Consider the following 15985-nt stretch of genomic DNA (forward strand, 5'->3'; position numbering starts at 1 on the left):
AACATTCCCAGCGGCCGAGGATCAGTCGGAGACGCCGCGACCGGCCGCGATCGCGGCTTCGATGCGCAGTCCGCTGCCGGCTACCGCGAGCAGAACCGCCAGCAAGTCCGGCCAACGGTCATACCCGGTACCAACGGCTTGCAGAACAACGATGATGAACGCGGCGAACAGGGCCGCAGTCCCAAACGCGGCCCTGCCCGTCGCAGCACTCTTGGTGCTCGTCCCTGTACTCATGATCCTGATTATGTCCTAAACACCTGGATGGCCTTCTGCAGTGCAGGAGGCGCGCCGGAGGAGTAGCTCAGCGAGAAACCCGCGATGCCGATGCCGAAACTCCAGCCGCCGTCCTGGTTGTGCTCGAAGTAGTATCGCGCCTGCAGTGGCTGTCCGGCACAACCTGCGGATTGACGTTTGAAGCTGATCGTGTGGCTACCGTTGTCGGTGAGCATCGTAAAGTTCGACGCAGCATCTTCGACAGCGAACACGCTCGCGGTCAAACCGGCGTTCTGGAGGATGAGCGGCCCTCCGTAACTATTCCCCTGATAATCGAACGCGCTGATCCACTCACCATCATTCACCCAGCAGCTCGGGACGTCCGCCGCCAGGCCACTCGCGTCCCTCGGTGCGCTGCCGTTGACGTAGTCATTTCGGAAGTTCCAAGTACCCGTAGCGTTCCACCATTCCCCGTACTGATCTTGAACGTGGCACCAAGCCCCGCTTACGTCGAATGAGTTCGCTGGCACATCGAACGCTTCGGCATCTTCGGAAACCCGCGGGCCGACAGCCTGATCGTACAATCGTTGTGCCTCGCCAGCCGAGAGTTCACCGCGCCCCTCCGCGGCGAACTTCACGCAATCACCACCAGCCTCATGGATGGCCTGCTCGAGCCCCACATAATCATGTGGATGGCGAGCGGAGTACTCAGCGACGACCTTGGCACTCGTACTTCGCCGGCAGTTGCCGCCTTGCGTGATCGGCGGTGGCGACTCCAGCTGCCGCGCCGTTGAAAGACAGGGCGACAACAAGGCCCCACAGCATCATTCTTCGCGCAGTTGAGCGCACAAACCCTCCCAGAATCCACTGCTAGCAAAGCGCGCCAGCTCGACCCGAGTTCAGGTCGGGCAGCGACCTTACGACCCTACCCGGGAACGGAATCCGCAAACGCCACTTTATGGGTGCATAGAAGTTCTCCCTGACGCAGTTTTCACGTTTTTCGGGCCGAAAAACTCGTCGAACTCGTCCCCACGGAGGGAGAGGCGATCGCGCCATGTCAGCACCCGAGTCCGGCGGGCCTGGCCGTCCCGCAGGCGACGCGGAGGGCCTCCCCGGGAAGGAACCGCTCGGCCTCGGCGGGGTTCCTGCGGGCGGCGCGTAATAATTGCCCGGTGACCGAGCGCCATCCCCAGGCGGGGCCTCCCGAGCATCCCGGCGGACGTCGAGCGCGGTCCGGACAGGGTGGATGGCGACCACCACCCGCCGACCGGCAGCAACCGCCTCCGCCCGGAGCTCAGCCGCCTCCGCGCCGCAGGGCCGAGCAGCCGCAGCAGCGCGAGACCTCGCCACGGCGGCACCGGTCCGAACCCGAGGAGCCGCGCCCCGCGCGTCCGCCCGAGGCGCGGCGCAAGCGCGATCCCGAGGAGCAGGCGCGACCCGCCGCACCGCGCCGCGCCAAGCGCCGCAGGACGCCGGAACCCACCAGCGGCCACGGGCACGGCCACGGCCACGGCTCGGCCCCGCCCGCGTCGAAGCGGGTCCGGATCTGGCTGGCCGCGCTGCTGGTGCCCTTCGCCCTCGCGTCGATCGTCGGGATGCTCGTGCTCTACCCGTTCGGGCACACCCAGCAGACCGGGGCGGACATCGGTTTCGGGCAGGACCCGGTCAACGGCGAGATCACCGCCGCCCGGACCTCCGACTGCACCCAGGGCGGCGGATCGAGCGGCGGGTCCGGTGACGGCTGCGTGACGCTGCAGGTGCGGATGCAGGACGGTCCGCGCCCGAACCAGACCATCGAGCAGGTCATGCCCACCGACCCCAGCACCCCGCACTTCGCCGTCGGCGACCAGGTGGTGCTGAGCTACGCCGGGACCAACCCGCAGGACCCGTCCTCGTTCCAGGTCGTGGACTTCCAGCGGGGAACCCCGCTGCTGGTGCTGGCGCTGGTGTTCGTCGCCGCCGTGCTGGTTCTCGGCCGCTGGCAGGGCCTCAAGTCGTTGATCGGGCTCGGGTTGAGCCTGGCGGTGCTGATCGGGTTCGTGCTGCCGGCCATCCTGGCCGGGGAGAACCCGCTGCTGGTCGCGGTGGCCGGAGCCGGGGCCACCATGTTCGTGGTGCTGTACCTGACGCACGGCATATCCGCGCGCACCTCCGCCGCGGTGCTCGGCACGATGGTGAGCCTGGCGCTGATCGGCGTGCTCAGCGCGGTGTTCTCGGCGGCCACGAACCTCACCGGGCTCGACGAGGACACCTCGAACCTGATCGGCGTGCTGGGCGCTCCGATCGATGCGCGCGGGCTGCTGCTGGCCGGGATCGTCATCGGTGCGCTGGGCGTGCTCGACGACGTCACGATCACCCAGACCAGCGCGGTGTGGGAGCTGCGCGCCGCCAACCCCGCCCTGACCTGGCGGCAGCTGTACGGCTCGGCGCTGCGCATCGGGCGCGACCACGTGTCCTCGGCGGTCAACACGCTGGTGCTGGCCTACGCCGGCGCCGCGCTGCCGATGCTGCTCGCCTACACGCTGTCCGGCCGGAGCTTCGGCGAGATCGTCAGCTCGCAGACCGTGGCCCAGGAGGTGGTGCGCACGCTGGTCGGCAGCATCGGGCTGGTCGCGGCCATCCCGGTCACCACCGCGCTGGCGGCCCTGGTCGTCACCCGCCAACCCGCGGGCGGCGAACCGCACGAGCCCACCCCTGGCGACGAGATCGGCGAGGGAGCCGAGCGCAGCGCCGAAGAGGCGCTCTGGTGGCGCCCCACCCAGAAGATCTCGCTGCCGAAGAAGCCCTGATCGCCGGGGATCACAGCGCGGCGACGAACCTGGCCACCGCGTCCGAGTTGAGGCGCTTGGCCATGCTTCCCTGCGGGGCCTGCGAGGCCAGTTGGTAGAGCGGCCGGTTCGGAGCCGCTTCGCCCCTGGCCTCGGCCTGCAGCTGCGCGACGATCAGCTGGGAGAGCACCAGCGCCCTGGTGTCCGCGTTGCCCGCGAGGGTGTCGGCCAGCCTGCGGAGCCCGTAGATGCCGAGCTCGCGGCCGCCAGTGCCCGCGTACATCGCCAGCGAGACGCTGACCGCCTTGCCGTTGCCGCCGATCAGGACGTTGATCGTGCGCGTGCCGCGCAGATCGGTGACGAACAGGTCGAAGCGGGTCGCCTCGTGCACGTCCACCACGCGGCTGCCCAGCGCCTTCGCGACGACCTCGTGACCGCGCAGCTGCACCGTCTTGCGCGATTCGGTCAGCGCCAGCAGCAGCAGCGGGATCGCCACCACCGCTGCGGTGACGCCGAAACCGAGGGGCCCGGCGAAGAGGCTCACGATGCCGCCGAGCGCGGCGGCCACCACGACCGCCGCGATCGCCACGTTGCGGGCCCGCGCTCGCACGGCGCGCCGATCCAGCAGGTCCAGCGACACCGTCTCCGCTTCGCCCATCAGCGGCCCAGCGCCTCGCGCACGCCGGAGACCAGCGAGTCCAGCGAGACCTGCCGCTGCTCACCGGTCGCCAGCTCCTTGAGCTGCGCCGAACCGGACTCCAGGTCCCGCTCGCCGACCACGAGCGCGAACCGGGCGCCCGAGCGGTCGGCGGCCTTCATGGCGCCCTTGAGGCCCTTGCCGCCGTAGGCGAGATCGACCCGCACGCCCGCGTCGCGCAGCCCGCCCGCGGCCTCGACCAGCTTCCGCTTGGCGGTCTCTCCCATCGGCACGCAGTAGACGTCGCAGCGCGCCTGGTCGCCGACGGCCAGCCCCTCGGCCTGGCAGGCGAGCAGCGTGCGGTCCACGCCGAGGCCGAATCCGATGCCGGACAACTCCTGGCCGCCCAGTTCGGACATCAGGCCGTCGTAGCGGCCGCCGCCACCGATGCCGGACTGCGAGCCGAGTCCGTCGTGGACGAACTCGAAGGTCGTCTTGGTGTAGTAGTCCAGACCGCGCACCATCCGCGGGTTCTCGGTGAACGCAACTCCCAGGTCGATCAGGTGCGACTTGACCTCTTCGTAGTGCTCCTTGGCCTCCGCCGACAGGTGGTCGACCATCAGCGGGGCGTCGGCCATCATCTCGCGCACCTCGGGCCGCTTGTCGTCGAGCACCCGCAGCGGGTTGAGCTCGGCGCGACGCCGGGTCTCCTCGTCCAGCGGCAGCTTCGCGAGGAACTCCTGCAGCTTGGCGCGGTAGGGCGGGCGGCAGGTGCTGTCGCCGAGGGAGGTCAGCTCGATGCGGTGACCCGTGATGCCCAGGCGCCGGTAGGCCTCGTCGGCGATCGCGATGACCTCGGCGTCCAGCGCCGGGTCGTCCACGCCGATGGCCTCCACGCCGACCTGCTGCAGCTGCCGGTAGCGGCCGGCCTGCGGGCGCTCGTAGCGGAAGAACGCGCCGGAGTAGTACAGCTTCACCGGCAGCTGGCCCCGGTCCAGGCCGTGCTCGATCACCGAACGGATCACGCCCGCAGTGCCCTCCGGGCGCAGCGTCACCGACCGACCGCCGCGGTCGGCGAAGGTGTACATCTCCTTGCTGACCACGTCGGTGGACTCGCCGACACCGCGCGCGAACAGCGAGGTGTCCTCGAAGAGGGGCAGCTCGATGTAGCCGTAACCCGCGCGGCGCGCGGCGTCCGAGAACGCCTCGCGAACCGCGAGGAAGCCGGCCGATTCCGGCGGGTAGTACTCCGGGATGCCCTTGGGGGCGTTGAACTCGCTCATGCTCTCTGGTCGCAGTCCTCGTCAGTGGGCGTCGGCGGGCAGGCCCAGGATGAACGGGTTGCCCGCGCGCTCGCGCCCGATGGTGGTGGTCGGCCCGTGGCCCGGCAGCACGACGGTCTCGTCGTCCAACGGCAGCACCTTGGTGCTCAGCGACTCGAGCATCTGGCCGTGGTCGCCGCCGGGCAGATCGGTGCGCCCGATGGCGCCGGTGAACAGGGTGTCGCCGGACAGCAGCAGCCGTCCTCCCTCGTCCGTGCCGACGCCGAACAGCACCGACCCGCCGGTATGGCCCGGGGTGTGCGTGACGTCGATGCGCAGGCCCGCGATTTCCAGCACGTCGCCGTCGGCGAGCTCGCGGACGTCGGCGGGTTCTTCCCCTGCCGGGCCGTCGCCGAACAGCTGCTTGCCCATCTCGCCCAGGGCGGCGCCCGGGTCGGCGAGCATGTAGCGGTCGGCCGGGTGGATGTGCGCCGGGATGTCGTGGTCCGCGCAGAGCTGCGCGGCCGCGAAGACGTGATCGAAGTGCCCGTGGGTCAGCAGCACGGCCTCCGGGGTGAGGCCGTGCTTGTCCAGCTGCTGGGCCACCGGCTCGGCTGCGTCCTGCCCCGGATCGACGACCACGCACGGCTCGCCTTCGCCGCGAGCCAGCAGGTAGCAGTTCGCCTGCAGCGGTCCGGCCGGAAACCCGAGGACTAGCACGTGGGCCCTTTCGTCGAAGGAGGTGAGCCGCCCCAGGTTATCGTCCGCCGCTCCCGCACCCGCGCACACCGGCGCGGGCTCTCAGCAAAACGAATCGGACGACCCCATAAACTGCGAGGACGACATCACGGACAGTATTGGGGAGGGAGCAGGTGCCCAGCAACGAGCAGCGGCGCGAGGCGGCCAAGCGAAAGCTCGAGCGCCAGATGGAGCGCCGGGCGGAGCAGGCCAAACGGCGCCGGATGATCACCATCGGCACCACGATCGTCGTGGTCGTCGCGGTCGTGGTCGGCGTTTTCTACTTCACCCACGGCAGCGACAGCTCCGCGGCGCCGCAGGAAGCGGCGAACCAGTCGAAGCAGCAGCCGAAGGTCGACATCCCTACCGAGAAGGCGCCGGTGCCCGAGCGGCCGCAGCCCTTGGCCGACCCGGTCTCGTGCACCTACCGCCCGGACGGCGAGCCGAGCAAGCCGGTGCAGCGGCCCGCCGACGGCGAGGTCTCCTCGAAGGGCACCGTGCAGGCCACCATCGCGACCAACCAGGGCGACATCCCGCTGACCCTGGACCGCTCGCTGGCCCCGTGCACGGTCAACAGCTTCGTCCACCTGGCCGAGCAGTCGTTCTACGACGGCACCAGCTGCCACCGGTTGGGCACCGACGGCCTGCAGATGCTGCAGTGCGGCGACCCGACCGGCAAGGGCAGCGGCGGTCCCGGCTACGCCTTCGACGACGAGACCTTCCCGGAGCTCAACTACGGCCGCGGCATCCTGGCGATGGCCAACTCGGGCCCGAACACCAACGGAAGCCAGTTCTTCATGGTCTTCGGCGAGGCTCCCCTGCCGCCGAACTACACGGTGTTCGGCACCATCTCCGAGGAGGGCCTGAAGGTCATCGACGACATCGCCCGCGCGGGCACCGACGGCGCCTTCGAACCGTCGCCAGGTGGCGGTCACCCGAACAAGGAGGTCACCTTCGAGAAGGTCGACGTCCAGGCCTGACCCGCAACGCGAGACGAGGCGCCGCCGGAGTTCCGGTGGCGCCTCGTTCTCTCGGCCCGGGTCAGGTCGCCGAGGTCACGCGGTAGACGTCGTAGACGCCCTCGATGTTGCGGACCGCCTTGAGCACGTGGCCGAGGTGCTTCGGATCGCCCATCTCGAAGGAGAAGCGGCTGACCGCCACCCGGTCCTTCGAGGTGGTCACCGACGCGGACAGGATGTTGACCCGCTCGTCGGCCAGCACCTTGGTGACGTCCGAGAGCAGCCGGTGCCGGTCCAGGGCCTCCACCTGGATGGCCACCAGGAACACCGAGGACGACGACGGCGCCCAGTGGACCTCGACCAGCCGCTCCGGCGTGGAGCGGAGCTCGTCGGCGTTGGTGCAATCGGTGCGGTGCACGCTGACCCAGCCGCCCCGGGTGATGAACCCGAGGATCTCGTCCCCGGGAACCGGCGTGCAGCAGCGCGCGAGCTTGGCGTACACGTCGTTGAGGTCCTGCACGACCACACCGGAGTCGCCGCTGACCCGCCGCTTGCCGCGCAGCGTGGACGGGGTGGCGCGCTCGGCGACCTCGTCGGCGGCCTGCTCCGGACCGCCCATCCCGGCGACCAGGCGCTGCACCAGGTGCTGCGCGGAGAGCTGCTTCTCGCCCACCGCCGCGTACAGCGCGGTGACGTCGACGTAGTGCAACTCGCGGGCGACCGCGCCCAGCGCCTCGGCCGTGACCAGCCGCTGGACCGGGAGCCCGAGTCGCCGGACCTCCTTGGTGATCAGCTCCTTGCCGGACTCGATGGCCTCTTCGCGGCGCTCCTTGGCGAACCACTGCTTGATCTTGGCCTTGGCGCGCGGCGAGGCGACGAACGACAGCCAGTCCCTGCTCGGCCCGGAGCCCTCGGCCTTGGACGTGAAGATCTCCACGACCTCGCCGTTCTCCAGCTTGCGCTCCAGCGCCACCAACCTGCCGTTGACCCGGGAGCCGATGCAGCGGTGCCCGACCTCGGTGTGCACCGCGTAGGCGAAGTCCACCGGCGTCGAACCGCTGGGCAGGGTGATCACGTCGCCCTTGGGGGTGAAGACGAAGATCTCCCTGGTGGCCAGGTCGTAGCGCAGCGACTCCAGGAACTCGCCCGGGTCGGCGGCCTCGCGCTGCCAGTCCAGCAGCTGACGCATCCAGGCCATCTCGTCGGCCTCGACGGTGCCCTGCCCGCTGCCGGAGTTGCGGCCCTTGGTCTCCTTGTAGCGCCAGTGCGCTGCGATGCCGTACTCGGCCGTGCGGTGCATGTCGTGGGTGCGGATCTGCACCTCGAGCGGCTTGCCCTCGGGGCCGACGACCGTGGTGTGCAGCGACTGGTAGACGCCGAAGCGGGGCTGGGCGATGTAGTCCTTGAACCGGCCGGGCATCGGCTGCCACAGCGCGTGCACCACGCCCATGGCCGCGTAGCAGTCGCGGATCTCGTCGACCAGGATCCGCACGCCCACCAGGTCGTGGATGTCGTCGAAGTCGCGCCCGCGCACGATCATCTTCTGGTGGATCGAGTAGTAGTGCTTCGGCCTGCCCTCGACCTTGGCGGCCAGCCGGGCGGCGTCGAGGTGCTGGGAGATCTCGTCGACCACGCCGCGCAGGTAGGTGTCGCGGGACGGGGCGCGGTTGGCGACCAGCCGCACGATCTCGTCGTACTTCTTGGGCTGCAGGATGGCGAAGGCCAGGTCCTCCAGCTCCCACTTGATCGTGGCCATCCCGAGCCGGTGCGCCAGCGGCGCGAGGACCTCGAGCGTCTCGCGGGCCTTGCGGGCCTGCTTCTCCGGCGGCAGGAAGCGCATGGTGCGCATGTTGTGCAGCCGGTCGGCGAGCTTGATCACCAGCACCCGGGGGTCGCGGGCCATCGCGATGACCATCTTGCGGATGGTCTCGGCCTCGGCGGCCGCGCCGAGCTTGACCTTGTCCAGCTTGGTGACGCCATCGACCAGGTGCGAGACCTCGTCGCCGAAGTCGGCGCCCAGCCGCTCCAGCGAGTAGTCGGTGTCCTCGACCGTGTCGTGCAGCAGGCCGGCCACCAGCGTCGTGGTGTCCATGCCCAGCTCGGCGAGGATCGTGGCCACGGCGAGCGGGTGGGTGATGTAGGGATCGCCGGACTTGCGCTGCTGGGTGCGGTGCTTCTCCTCGGCGACGTCGTAGGCGCGTTGCAGCAGTCCCAGATCGGCCTGCGGGTGGAGTTCGCGATGGACCGCGGCGAGGGGCTCGAGAACCTGTTTTACCTGCGCAGCGCGCTGCGCCGTGATCCTCCGCGCCAGGCGCGCCCGCACGCGGCGGGTGGCCCCCGCGCGCGGTTCGGCAACCTGGTCGGTTGCCGAGGCGGGGGAATCAACGTGATGGCTCACCGCACGCTCCCGGGCTCAGGCGTTGCATTGAAGTCCCAGGTCCGGGGGACCCGGACACTGAGAATAACGCTCATCGGGTCCACGCCCTTCCCCGGTGTGGCCGTCAATACGCTCAGCGGTCCCGTTCGACAGCCGAAACGACCACCGCAGTTCGGCTGAACCGATCACCCGCGCCGGTCGGCCGGGCCGGAAATGAAGAATCCCCCGGGCTCCCGCATCGGGAGCCCGGGGGATTCCGAGCTTGCTCGCGTGCCTGGTCAGGCCTTGAGCAGCGTGCGAATCTCGGTGCCGCTGACGTTGTCCCGGCCCCGCAGCCCGGTGAGCTCCATGACCACCGCGGCCGCGGTGACCTCGGCGCCCGCTTGAGCGATCAGGTGGCAGGCCGCGCCCAGCGTGCCGCCGGTGGCCAGCACGTCGTCGACGACCAGGACCCGCTGCCCCGCGGCGAGCGTGTCGGCGGGCAGCTCCAGGGTCGCGTGGCCGTACTCCAGCTCGTAGGAGATGGAGTCGGCGACCGCCGGGAGCTTGCCGGGTTTGCGCAGCCCGATGACACCCGTGCCGAAGTGCTGCGCCACGGCCGCGCCGAGCAGGAAGCCGCGAGCCTCGACCCCGGCCACCACGTCGAACTCGAGATCGCGGCCCAGCGCCGCGGTGATCGCCCGCAGCGCCGTCGAGTCCGACAGCATCGGACCGATGTCGCGGAACAGCACGCCCGGCTCCGGGAAGTCCGGAACCTCCCGGATCAGGTCGACCGACCGCACGAGCTCGGCATCGGTCTCGTCGGTGACCTGGACGGACGTCATCGCTTCCTGCACTGCTTCCTCACTCACAACTCAACGCCGCTTCTTGCCGCTCGGCCGCTGCGCCTTGCCCGCGGGCCGGGCGGCGGGGCGCTTGGCGCCCGCACCCGCGGCCACCGGGGGCTTGGGCTCCTCGGTCTGCTGCTGCTCGGCGACCTCTTCGCCGGTCTCGCGTCCCGCGGCCCTGGCCCGGCGCTGCTCGACCTTGGCAGCGTGCGCGCGGTACTTCGGCTCGCGCATCTTCAGGTCCACCAGCAGCGGCGTGGCCAGGAAGATCGACGAGACCATACCGGCGAGCATGCCGACCAGCTGCACCAGCCCCAGGTCGCGCAGCACGCCGACGCCCAGCATCCCGGCGCCGACGATCAGCAGGCCCAGCACCGGCAGCAGCGCGATGACCGAGGTGTTGATCGAGCGCATCAGCGTCTGGTTGACCGCCAGGTTCGCCGCCTCCGGATAGGTCCGGCGGGTCAACGACAGCAGGCCGCGGGTGTTCTCCTTGACCTTGTCGAAGACGACCACGGTGTCGTACAGCGAGAAACCGAGGATGGTCAGCAGACCGATCACGGTGCTCGGCGTGACCTCGAAGCCCACCAGGGCGTAGATGCCCATGGTGATGACCACGTCGTGCACCAGCGCGACCAGCGCGGCCACGGCCATCCACTTCTCGAAGTAGAACGCCAGGAAGATCGTGACCAGCACCAGGAACACCGCCAGCGCGATCAGCGCCTGCTGGGTGATCTCGCCGCCCCAGGTGCCCGAGACGGCGCTGTCGCTGATCACCGCCTCGCTGGGCTGTCCGTTGGCGGCCAGCGGCTGGGTGGCCTGGTAGATCTCCTGCTTGGCCGCGGCGACCTCGTCCACGGACAGCGAGGTGGCCCGCACCTGGATGCTCCGGTTGGCACCGGAACCCACCTCCTGGGTGGTCGCGGGCGGGTGGCCGACCGCCTCGGCGAAGGCGTCCTCCACCTCGTCAGGCTGGATCGGGCCCTGGGCGCCGACCGCGGGCATGGACAGCTGGGTACCGCCCACGAAGTCGATGCCCAGGTTGAAGCCCTTGAAGCCCATCCCGCCGATGCAGATCAGCACCAGCAGGCCCAGCGCGATGTAGAACCGGGATCGCTTGCCGACGATGTCGAAGGCGCCGGTACCGGTGTGCAGCCGGTGGAAGACGCTGCCCTGCTCCTTCACGTCTTCGGTACCTGGAGTCGTCACCTTCACGCCTCCTTGGCGGTGGTCGCGTTCGCCTTGCGGCGGGAGGCCCGGTTCCGGTCACCGATCTTCTGCACTGCGCCCAGACCGGAGACCGAGGGCTTGGACAGGAACTTGTTCTTCGAGGCCATCGCGACCAGCGGGTGCGTCACCAGGAAGACCACGATCAGGTCCAGCACGGTGGACATCCCGAGGGTGAACGCGAAGCCCTTCACCTGCCCCACGGCCAGGATGTAGAGCACGGCGGCGGCCAGGAAGCTGACCGCGTCGGCGGACAGGATCGTCTTGCGCGCCCGCACCCAGGCCCGCGGAACCGCCGAGCGGAACGTGCGGCCTTCCCGGACCTCGTCCTTGAGTCTCTCGAAGAAGACGATGAACGAGTCGGCGGTGATGCCGATCGCGACGATGAAGCCAGCCACACCCGCCAGGTCCAGCGTGAATCCGATCCAGCGCCCCAGCAGCACCAGCACCGCGTACACGATGCCGCCGGAGAGCACCAGCGAAAGGATGGTCAGCAGGCCCAGCACCCGGTAGTAGAGCAGGCAATAGATCGCGACGAGTGCCAGACCGATGGCACCGGCGAACAGACCCGCCTCCAGCGAGGCCACGCCCAGCGTGGGCGAGACCGTCTGGGCCTCGGACTGGTCGAAGGCCAGCGGCAGCGAGCCGTACTTGAGGATCTGGGCGAGGTCGCCCGCGCTCTGCTGGTTGAACTGCCCCGTGACCCGAGCGCTACCGCCCGGCATCGCCTCGGTGATGGACGGCGCGGAGACGACCTCTCCGTCGAGCACGAAGGCCGCCCGCTCCTGGACGTTGTTCGCGGTGAAGCTGGCCCACTGCTGGCCGCCCTCGGCCTTGAAGTCGACGTTGACCGTCCAGCCCGCGCTGCCGCCGCCCTGCGTGCTCGGCGGCTGGGCCTGCGCGTCGGCGATCTGCTTGCCCTGGATCACCACGGGTTCGAGGACGAACTTCTGGGTCCCGTCGCGGTTGCAGGTGACCAGCGGCAGGCTCGGGTCGGCGTTGCCGCGCAGCGGGTCCTTGGCATTGCAGTCGAGCGCCTGCAGCGCCTGCAGCTGGGTCGCCTGGTCGGTGCTCTGCCGGGTGGCCTTGGCCTCCTCGATGGCCTTGGCGTGGTCGTCCGGGTCGATCGCCTGCTGCGGCGTGGTGCCCGCGGGCGGCGCCTGCCCCGCCGGAATGGCCTGAGCGACCTTGCGGATGTTGAGCTTGGCGGTCTGGCCGAGTTGCTTGGCCTGCTCGCCACCGGCGCCGGGCACCGTGATGACCAGGTTGTTGCCCTCGAGCGCTACCTCGGAGCCGCTGATGCCCATGCCGTTGACGCGGGTCTCGATGATCGACCGCGCCTGGTCGAGCGATTCCTTGCTCGGGGGCTGACCATCGGTGGTGCGCGCGGTGAGCGTGACCCGCGTGCCTCCCTGCAGGTCGATGCCCAGTTTCGGTTTGGGCTCACCACCGCCGGTGAAGAACACCAGCGAGTACAGCGCAGCCGCGATCAGCACGAAGATCGCGAGATAACGCCCTGGGCGGATCTGCCCGGCCGGAGGTGCCACGGTGCGTAGTTCTCCTGTTCAGGGTCAGTGCGGATGCGCGGCCCGAGCGAGCCCGGCCGCGCAGGGGCCGACGAAATGCCACCGTCAAAACTACCGTCGGTTCTACACCGGCCGATCCGATCGATGCGATTTCGTGTCGATCTTCGCCACGGTCGGTGGGCACTGCGGTCGAGCCGACGGCGGCGCCACCACGTTCGGCACCCCAGTCTCCCAGGGCCGCACCCGGCGACGACGATGCGGGGTGGGCGACGAATTGATCACGCACAGTGAGTTCGGGCAAAACAGTGACGCGGACCCGCAACACGTGCGGATCCGCGTCATGGTTCTGCCGAGGCGCGCAACGCCCCCGGGCGGCTCGTCGCGCAGCGCCCGCTATCGGCCGGTGGCCAGCTCGATCAGCTGGTCTTCTGCTCCTCGGCCTTGACCTCGGAGGTCTCCTCGACGTCCGTGCTCTCGGCGTCCTCGGTGCTCTCGGCCTGAGCGGCTTCCTCGGTGTTGACCTTCTCGCGGACCGCCTGGCGCACCCAGGTGGTGGTCAGGCCCGGGGCCAGCTCCAGGTCGAGGGTGTCGTCGCCGGTGGCCACGACGGTGCCGAACACACCGGAGGTGGTCATGACCCGGTCACCCACCTCGATGGAGTTCTGCAGCTTCTGCTGCTCGGCCATCGCGCGCTTCTGCTTGCGGGCCTGCAGGAACAGCGGCACCGCCAGCAGGACGATCAGCAGCGGGAGGATCAGGGATTGGAGGTCCATCGTGCTCCGTTCAGCGGACGCTTCGGGGCGAGCCCTCGCAGCACTGCGCCCGAATTGTTCGGATGTTTAAGCCCCAGTGTGCCAGGCCGACATCGGTCGACCCGCTTTCCACCAGGTTGTCTTGGGTCTTCACGGCCGAGGCCCGGTGCGCACCGCCCGGTATCGCCGGGGCGGGACGTGACGAGGATAACGTCAAGCCCAGCCCGCCTGTCGGCGCCCCGACCGCGGTACCGGACGCCACCGTAGTGGCGCTTGGTCACCATTGGGTCACTGCTGAAAGAGCGATGGTGTCGCTTCTCCCGGCGCGTGCTCCGGCGGCGTCATGCCCAAGTGGTACCAGGCGGCCGCGGTGGCCACGCGCCCGCGCGGGGTCCGCGCCAGCATGCCGATCCGCACCAGGTACGGCTCGCAGACCTCCTCCACCGTAGTGGACTCCTCGCCCACGGCCACGGCGAGCGTGGAGATGCCCACCGGACCGCCGTGGAAGGACTTGATCAGCGCGCGCAGCACCGCGCGGTCCAGGCGGTCGAGGCCGATCTCGTCGACGTCGTAGACCTCGAGCGCGGCACGGGCGATCTCGCGGGTGACCGCGCCGTCCGAGCGCACCTCGGCGTAGTCGCGGACCCGGCGCAGCAGCCGGTTGGCGATGCGCGGTGTGCCGCGGGACCGGGTGGCGATCTCGGTGGCACCGTCATCGCGCAGGTCCACGCCGAGGATGCTCGCCGAACGGCGCACGACCAGGTCCAGCTCGTCTGCGGTGTAGAACTCCATGTGCGCGGTGAACCCGAACCGGTCGCGCAGCGGCCCGGTCAGCGATCCCGATCGGGTGGTGGCGCCGACCAGCGTGAAGGGCGCCAGCTCGAGCGGGATGCTGGTGGCTCCGGGGCCCTTGCCGACCACGATGTCCACCCGGTAGTCCTCCATCGCCAGGTAGAGCATCTCCTCGGCGGGACGCGCGATGCGGTGGATCTCGTCGATGAACAGCACGTCGCCCTCGGTGAGGTTGGACAGCATCGCCGCCAGATCACCGGGCTTCTCCAGGGCAGGGCCGGAGGTGACGCGGATCGCCGAACCGATCTCGGCGGCGATGATCATCGACAGGCTGGTCTTGCCCAGGCCGGGCGGGCCGGCGAACAGCACGTGGTCTGGCTGATCACCGCGTCGCAGGGCGCCGTGCAGCACCAGTTCGAGCTGTTCGCGCACGCGTCCCTGACCGACGAACTCGCCGAGCTTGCGGGGACGCAGCGAGGTCTCGACGTCCTGGTCGGCCGACTCCTGGTGCGGGGTCAGCGAAACGGCGTCGCCCGGCGCGGGCCACTCCTGCGGTTCCTCGTGCATCGGCTACCTCACTTGGGCCCGAGAGCGGCCAGCGCCTTGCGCAGCACCGCCGAGGTGTCCAGCTCGGCGCCGCCGTTGGACAGCACCTGCTCCACGCTCTGGTCCGCCTGCTTGCTCGAGAAGCCCAGGCCCACCAGCGCTTCGGAGACCTCGCTGCGGATCTGGCCGTGGTCGGGAGCCGCCTGCGCCGGGGTCTCGGTGGCGCCGGCCAGGACGCCGACCTTGTCGCGCAGCTCCAGGATCAGGCGCTCGGCGCTCTTGCGGCCGATGCCCGGAACCTGGGTGAGCACCGTGAGGTTCCCGTCGGCCAGCGCCTGGCTGAGCTGGTCCGGGGAGAGCACCGCCAGGGTGGCCAGCGCGAGGCGCGGGCCCACACCGGAGGCGGTCTGCAGCAGGGCGAACAGGTCGCGGGCCTCGGCGTCGGCGAACCCGTAGAGCGTCAGCGAGTCCTCGCGCACGATCAGCGTGGTCCACAACCGGGTCTCCTCGCCGCGGCGCAGCCCGGCGAGAGTGCTCGGCGTGGCGTAGACCGCCATGCCCACGCCGCCGACCTCGATCACGGCGTGGTCCAGCCCGATCGAGAGCACCGGGCCGCGCACCGTGGAGATCATTTCTTCTTCCCTCCTGTCCGGGCCTGGGTGGCCTGCTGCGCCTGCTTGAGGCGGGCGCGGTGGTTGCGGGCGAGCTCCGCGGCGCGCGCCTCGGCCTGCGCCAGCCGGTCCATCATCGGCGCCCGCCACAGGTGGCAGACGGCCAGGGCCAGGGCGTCGGCGGCGTCGGCCGGCTTCGGCGCGGAGGACAGCCCGAGGATCTTGGTGATCATGGTGGTCACCTGGTTCTTGTCCGCCCGGCCCGAGCCGCTGATGGCGGCCTTGACCTCGCTGGGCGTGTGGAAGACCACCGGCAGCTCGCGGCGCGCGGCCGCCAGCGCGATCACGCCGGAGATCTGCGCGGTGCCCATCACGGTGCGCACGTTGTGCTGGCTGAAGACGCGTTCGATCGCGACGACCTCGGGGCGGTGGGCGTCCATCCAGCGCTCGACCTCGTCACCGACGGCCAGCAGCCGCGATGCCAGCTCGTCCTCCGCCGACGACCGCGCGACCCCCACGGCCACGCAGTCGGCCTCGCGCCCGCGCCCGCCGTCGACGATCCCGAGCCCGCAACGCGTCAGCCCCGGATCGACTCCCAGCACGCGCACGACGCCACCCACTAACTCCGCAGAAGAACACCCGTTCGAACTCTATCGAACGCGAACCACCCCAGAAGGACCGACACGCCAATCCCTCCCCCGCCCGAGTGGCCCGCGACAGTTTTGCCTAAAACCGTGCGGCTCCGGCGCC

General features: G+C 70.0%; 15 protein-coding genes. 2 read left to right on the forward strand and 13 right to left on the reverse strand.

The genetic code is table 11. The features are described from left to right. Positions 1–21 precede the first annotated feature (21 nt). Together ABD289_RS11640 and ABD289_RS11645 are read right to left on the reverse strand one after the other, a co-directional pair. Positions 22–234, reverse strand: a complete 213-nt coding sequence (locus ABD289_RS11640; protein ID WP_344130053.1) for a hypothetical protein — start codon at positions 232–234, stop codon at positions 22–24. A gap of 8 nt (positions 235–242) precedes the next feature. After that, complete coding sequence (locus ABD289_RS11645) at positions 243–893, reverse strand: hypothetical protein (protein WP_344130056.1); 651 nt, start codon at positions 891–893, stop codon at positions 243–245. 915 nt (positions 894–1808) lie between these two features. Here ABD289_RS11645 and ABD289_RS11650 point away from each other — a divergent pair. Continuing rightward, entirely contained in the window at positions 1809–3002 is a 1194-nt protein-coding gene (locus ABD289_RS11650) for a YibE/F family protein (RefSeq protein WP_425564664.1), read from the forward strand. Positions 3003–3012: 10 nt separating this feature from the next. Here ABD289_RS11650 and ABD289_RS11655 read toward each other — a convergent pair whose 3' ends face one another. Genes ABD289_RS11655 through ABD289_RS11665 form a run of 3 tightly spaced genes read right to left on the reverse strand, consistent with a single transcriptional unit; the run spans position 3013 to position 5600 of the window. Next, positions 3013–3639: a hypothetical protein gene (locus ABD289_RS11655; protein ID WP_344130061.1), complete on the reverse strand. Its 627-nt coding sequence runs from the start codon at positions 3637–3639 to the stop codon at positions 3013–3015. Then, positions 3639–4901: a histidine--tRNA ligase gene (gene hisS / locus ABD289_RS11660; protein ID WP_344130064.1), complete on the reverse strand. Its 1263-nt coding sequence runs from the start codon at positions 4899–4901 to the stop codon at positions 3639–3641. Before hisS ends, ABD289_RS11655 begins: the two co-directional genes overlap by 1 nt. 21 nt (positions 4902–4922) lie before the next feature. Next, positions 4923–5600 carry an MBL fold metallo-hydrolase gene (locus ABD289_RS11665; RefSeq protein WP_344130067.1) on the reverse strand — a complete coding sequence of 226 codons (678 nt, stop codon included), beginning with the start codon at positions 5598–5600 and terminating at the stop codon, positions 4923–4925. Between the two features lie 152 nt (positions 5601–5752). Here ABD289_RS11665 and ABD289_RS11670 point away from each other — a divergent pair, with 152 nt between their 5' ends. Next, positions 5753–6598 carry a peptidylprolyl isomerase gene (locus tag ABD289_RS11670; RefSeq protein WP_344130070.1) on the forward strand — a complete coding sequence of 282 codons (846 nt, stop codon included), beginning with the start codon at positions 5753–5755 and terminating at the stop codon, positions 6596–6598. Between the two features lie 61 nt (positions 6599–6659). On the opposite strand, the gene ABD289_RS11675 is transcribed toward ABD289_RS11670, so the two are convergent. The 8 genes from ABD289_RS11675 to ruvC form a co-directional block, all read right to left on the reverse strand. Next, on the reverse strand, positions 6660–8975 hold the full coding sequence (locus ABD289_RS11675; protein ID WP_344130073.1) for a RelA/SpoT family protein: 2316 nt from the start codon (positions 8973–8975) through the stop codon (positions 6660–6662). 257 nt (positions 8976–9232) lie between these two features. Further along, positions 9233–9778 (reverse strand): adenine phosphoribosyltransferase, encoded by a 546-nt coding sequence (locus tag ABD289_RS11680; protein ID WP_344130076.1) that lies wholly within the window; start codon positions 9776–9778, stop codon positions 9233–9235. A gap of 30 nt (positions 9779–9808) precedes the next feature. Next, positions 9809–10996, reverse strand: coding sequence for a protein translocase subunit SecF (secF, locus tag ABD289_RS11685; protein ID WP_344130079.1), 1188 nt, complete (start codon positions 10994–10996; stop codon positions 9809–9811). Continuing rightward, positions 10993–12555, reverse strand: a complete 1563-nt coding sequence (gene secD, locus ABD289_RS11690; protein WP_344130082.1) for a protein translocase subunit SecD — start codon at positions 12553–12555, stop codon at positions 10993–10995. The genes secF and secD overlap by 4 nt, the downstream gene beginning before the upstream one ends. A gap of 395 nt (positions 12556–12950) precedes the next feature. Beyond that, positions 12951–13307, reverse strand: a complete 357-nt coding sequence (yajC, locus tag ABD289_RS11695) for a preprotein translocase subunit YajC (RefSeq protein WP_344130085.1) — start codon at positions 13305–13307, stop codon at positions 12951–12953. Between the two features lie 267 nt (positions 13308–13574). Further along, on the reverse strand, positions 13575–14645 hold the full coding sequence (gene ruvB / locus ABD289_RS11700; RefSeq protein ID WP_344130090.1) for a Holliday junction branch migration DNA helicase RuvB: 1071 nt from the start codon (positions 14643–14645) through the stop codon (positions 13575–13577). Between the two features lie 8 nt (positions 14646–14653). Beyond that, positions 14654–15256: a Holliday junction branch migration protein RuvA gene (ruvA, locus tag ABD289_RS11705; RefSeq protein ID WP_344130094.1), complete on the reverse strand. Its 603-nt coding sequence runs from the start codon at positions 15254–15256 to the stop codon at positions 14654–14656. Further along, positions 15253–15843: a crossover junction endodeoxyribonuclease RuvC gene (ruvC, locus tag ABD289_RS11710; protein ID WP_344130097.1), complete on the reverse strand. Its 591-nt coding sequence runs from the start codon at positions 15841–15843 to the stop codon at positions 15253–15255. Before ruvC ends, ruvA begins: the two co-directional genes overlap by 4 nt. Positions 15844–15985: the final 142 nt, after the last annotated feature.

Source organism: Saccharopolyspora halophila, assembly GCF_039531955.1.
In the GTDB taxonomy this organism is placed as follows: Bacteria; Actinomycetota; Actinomycetes; order Mycobacteriales; family Pseudonocardiaceae; genus Saccharopolyspora; species Saccharopolyspora halophila.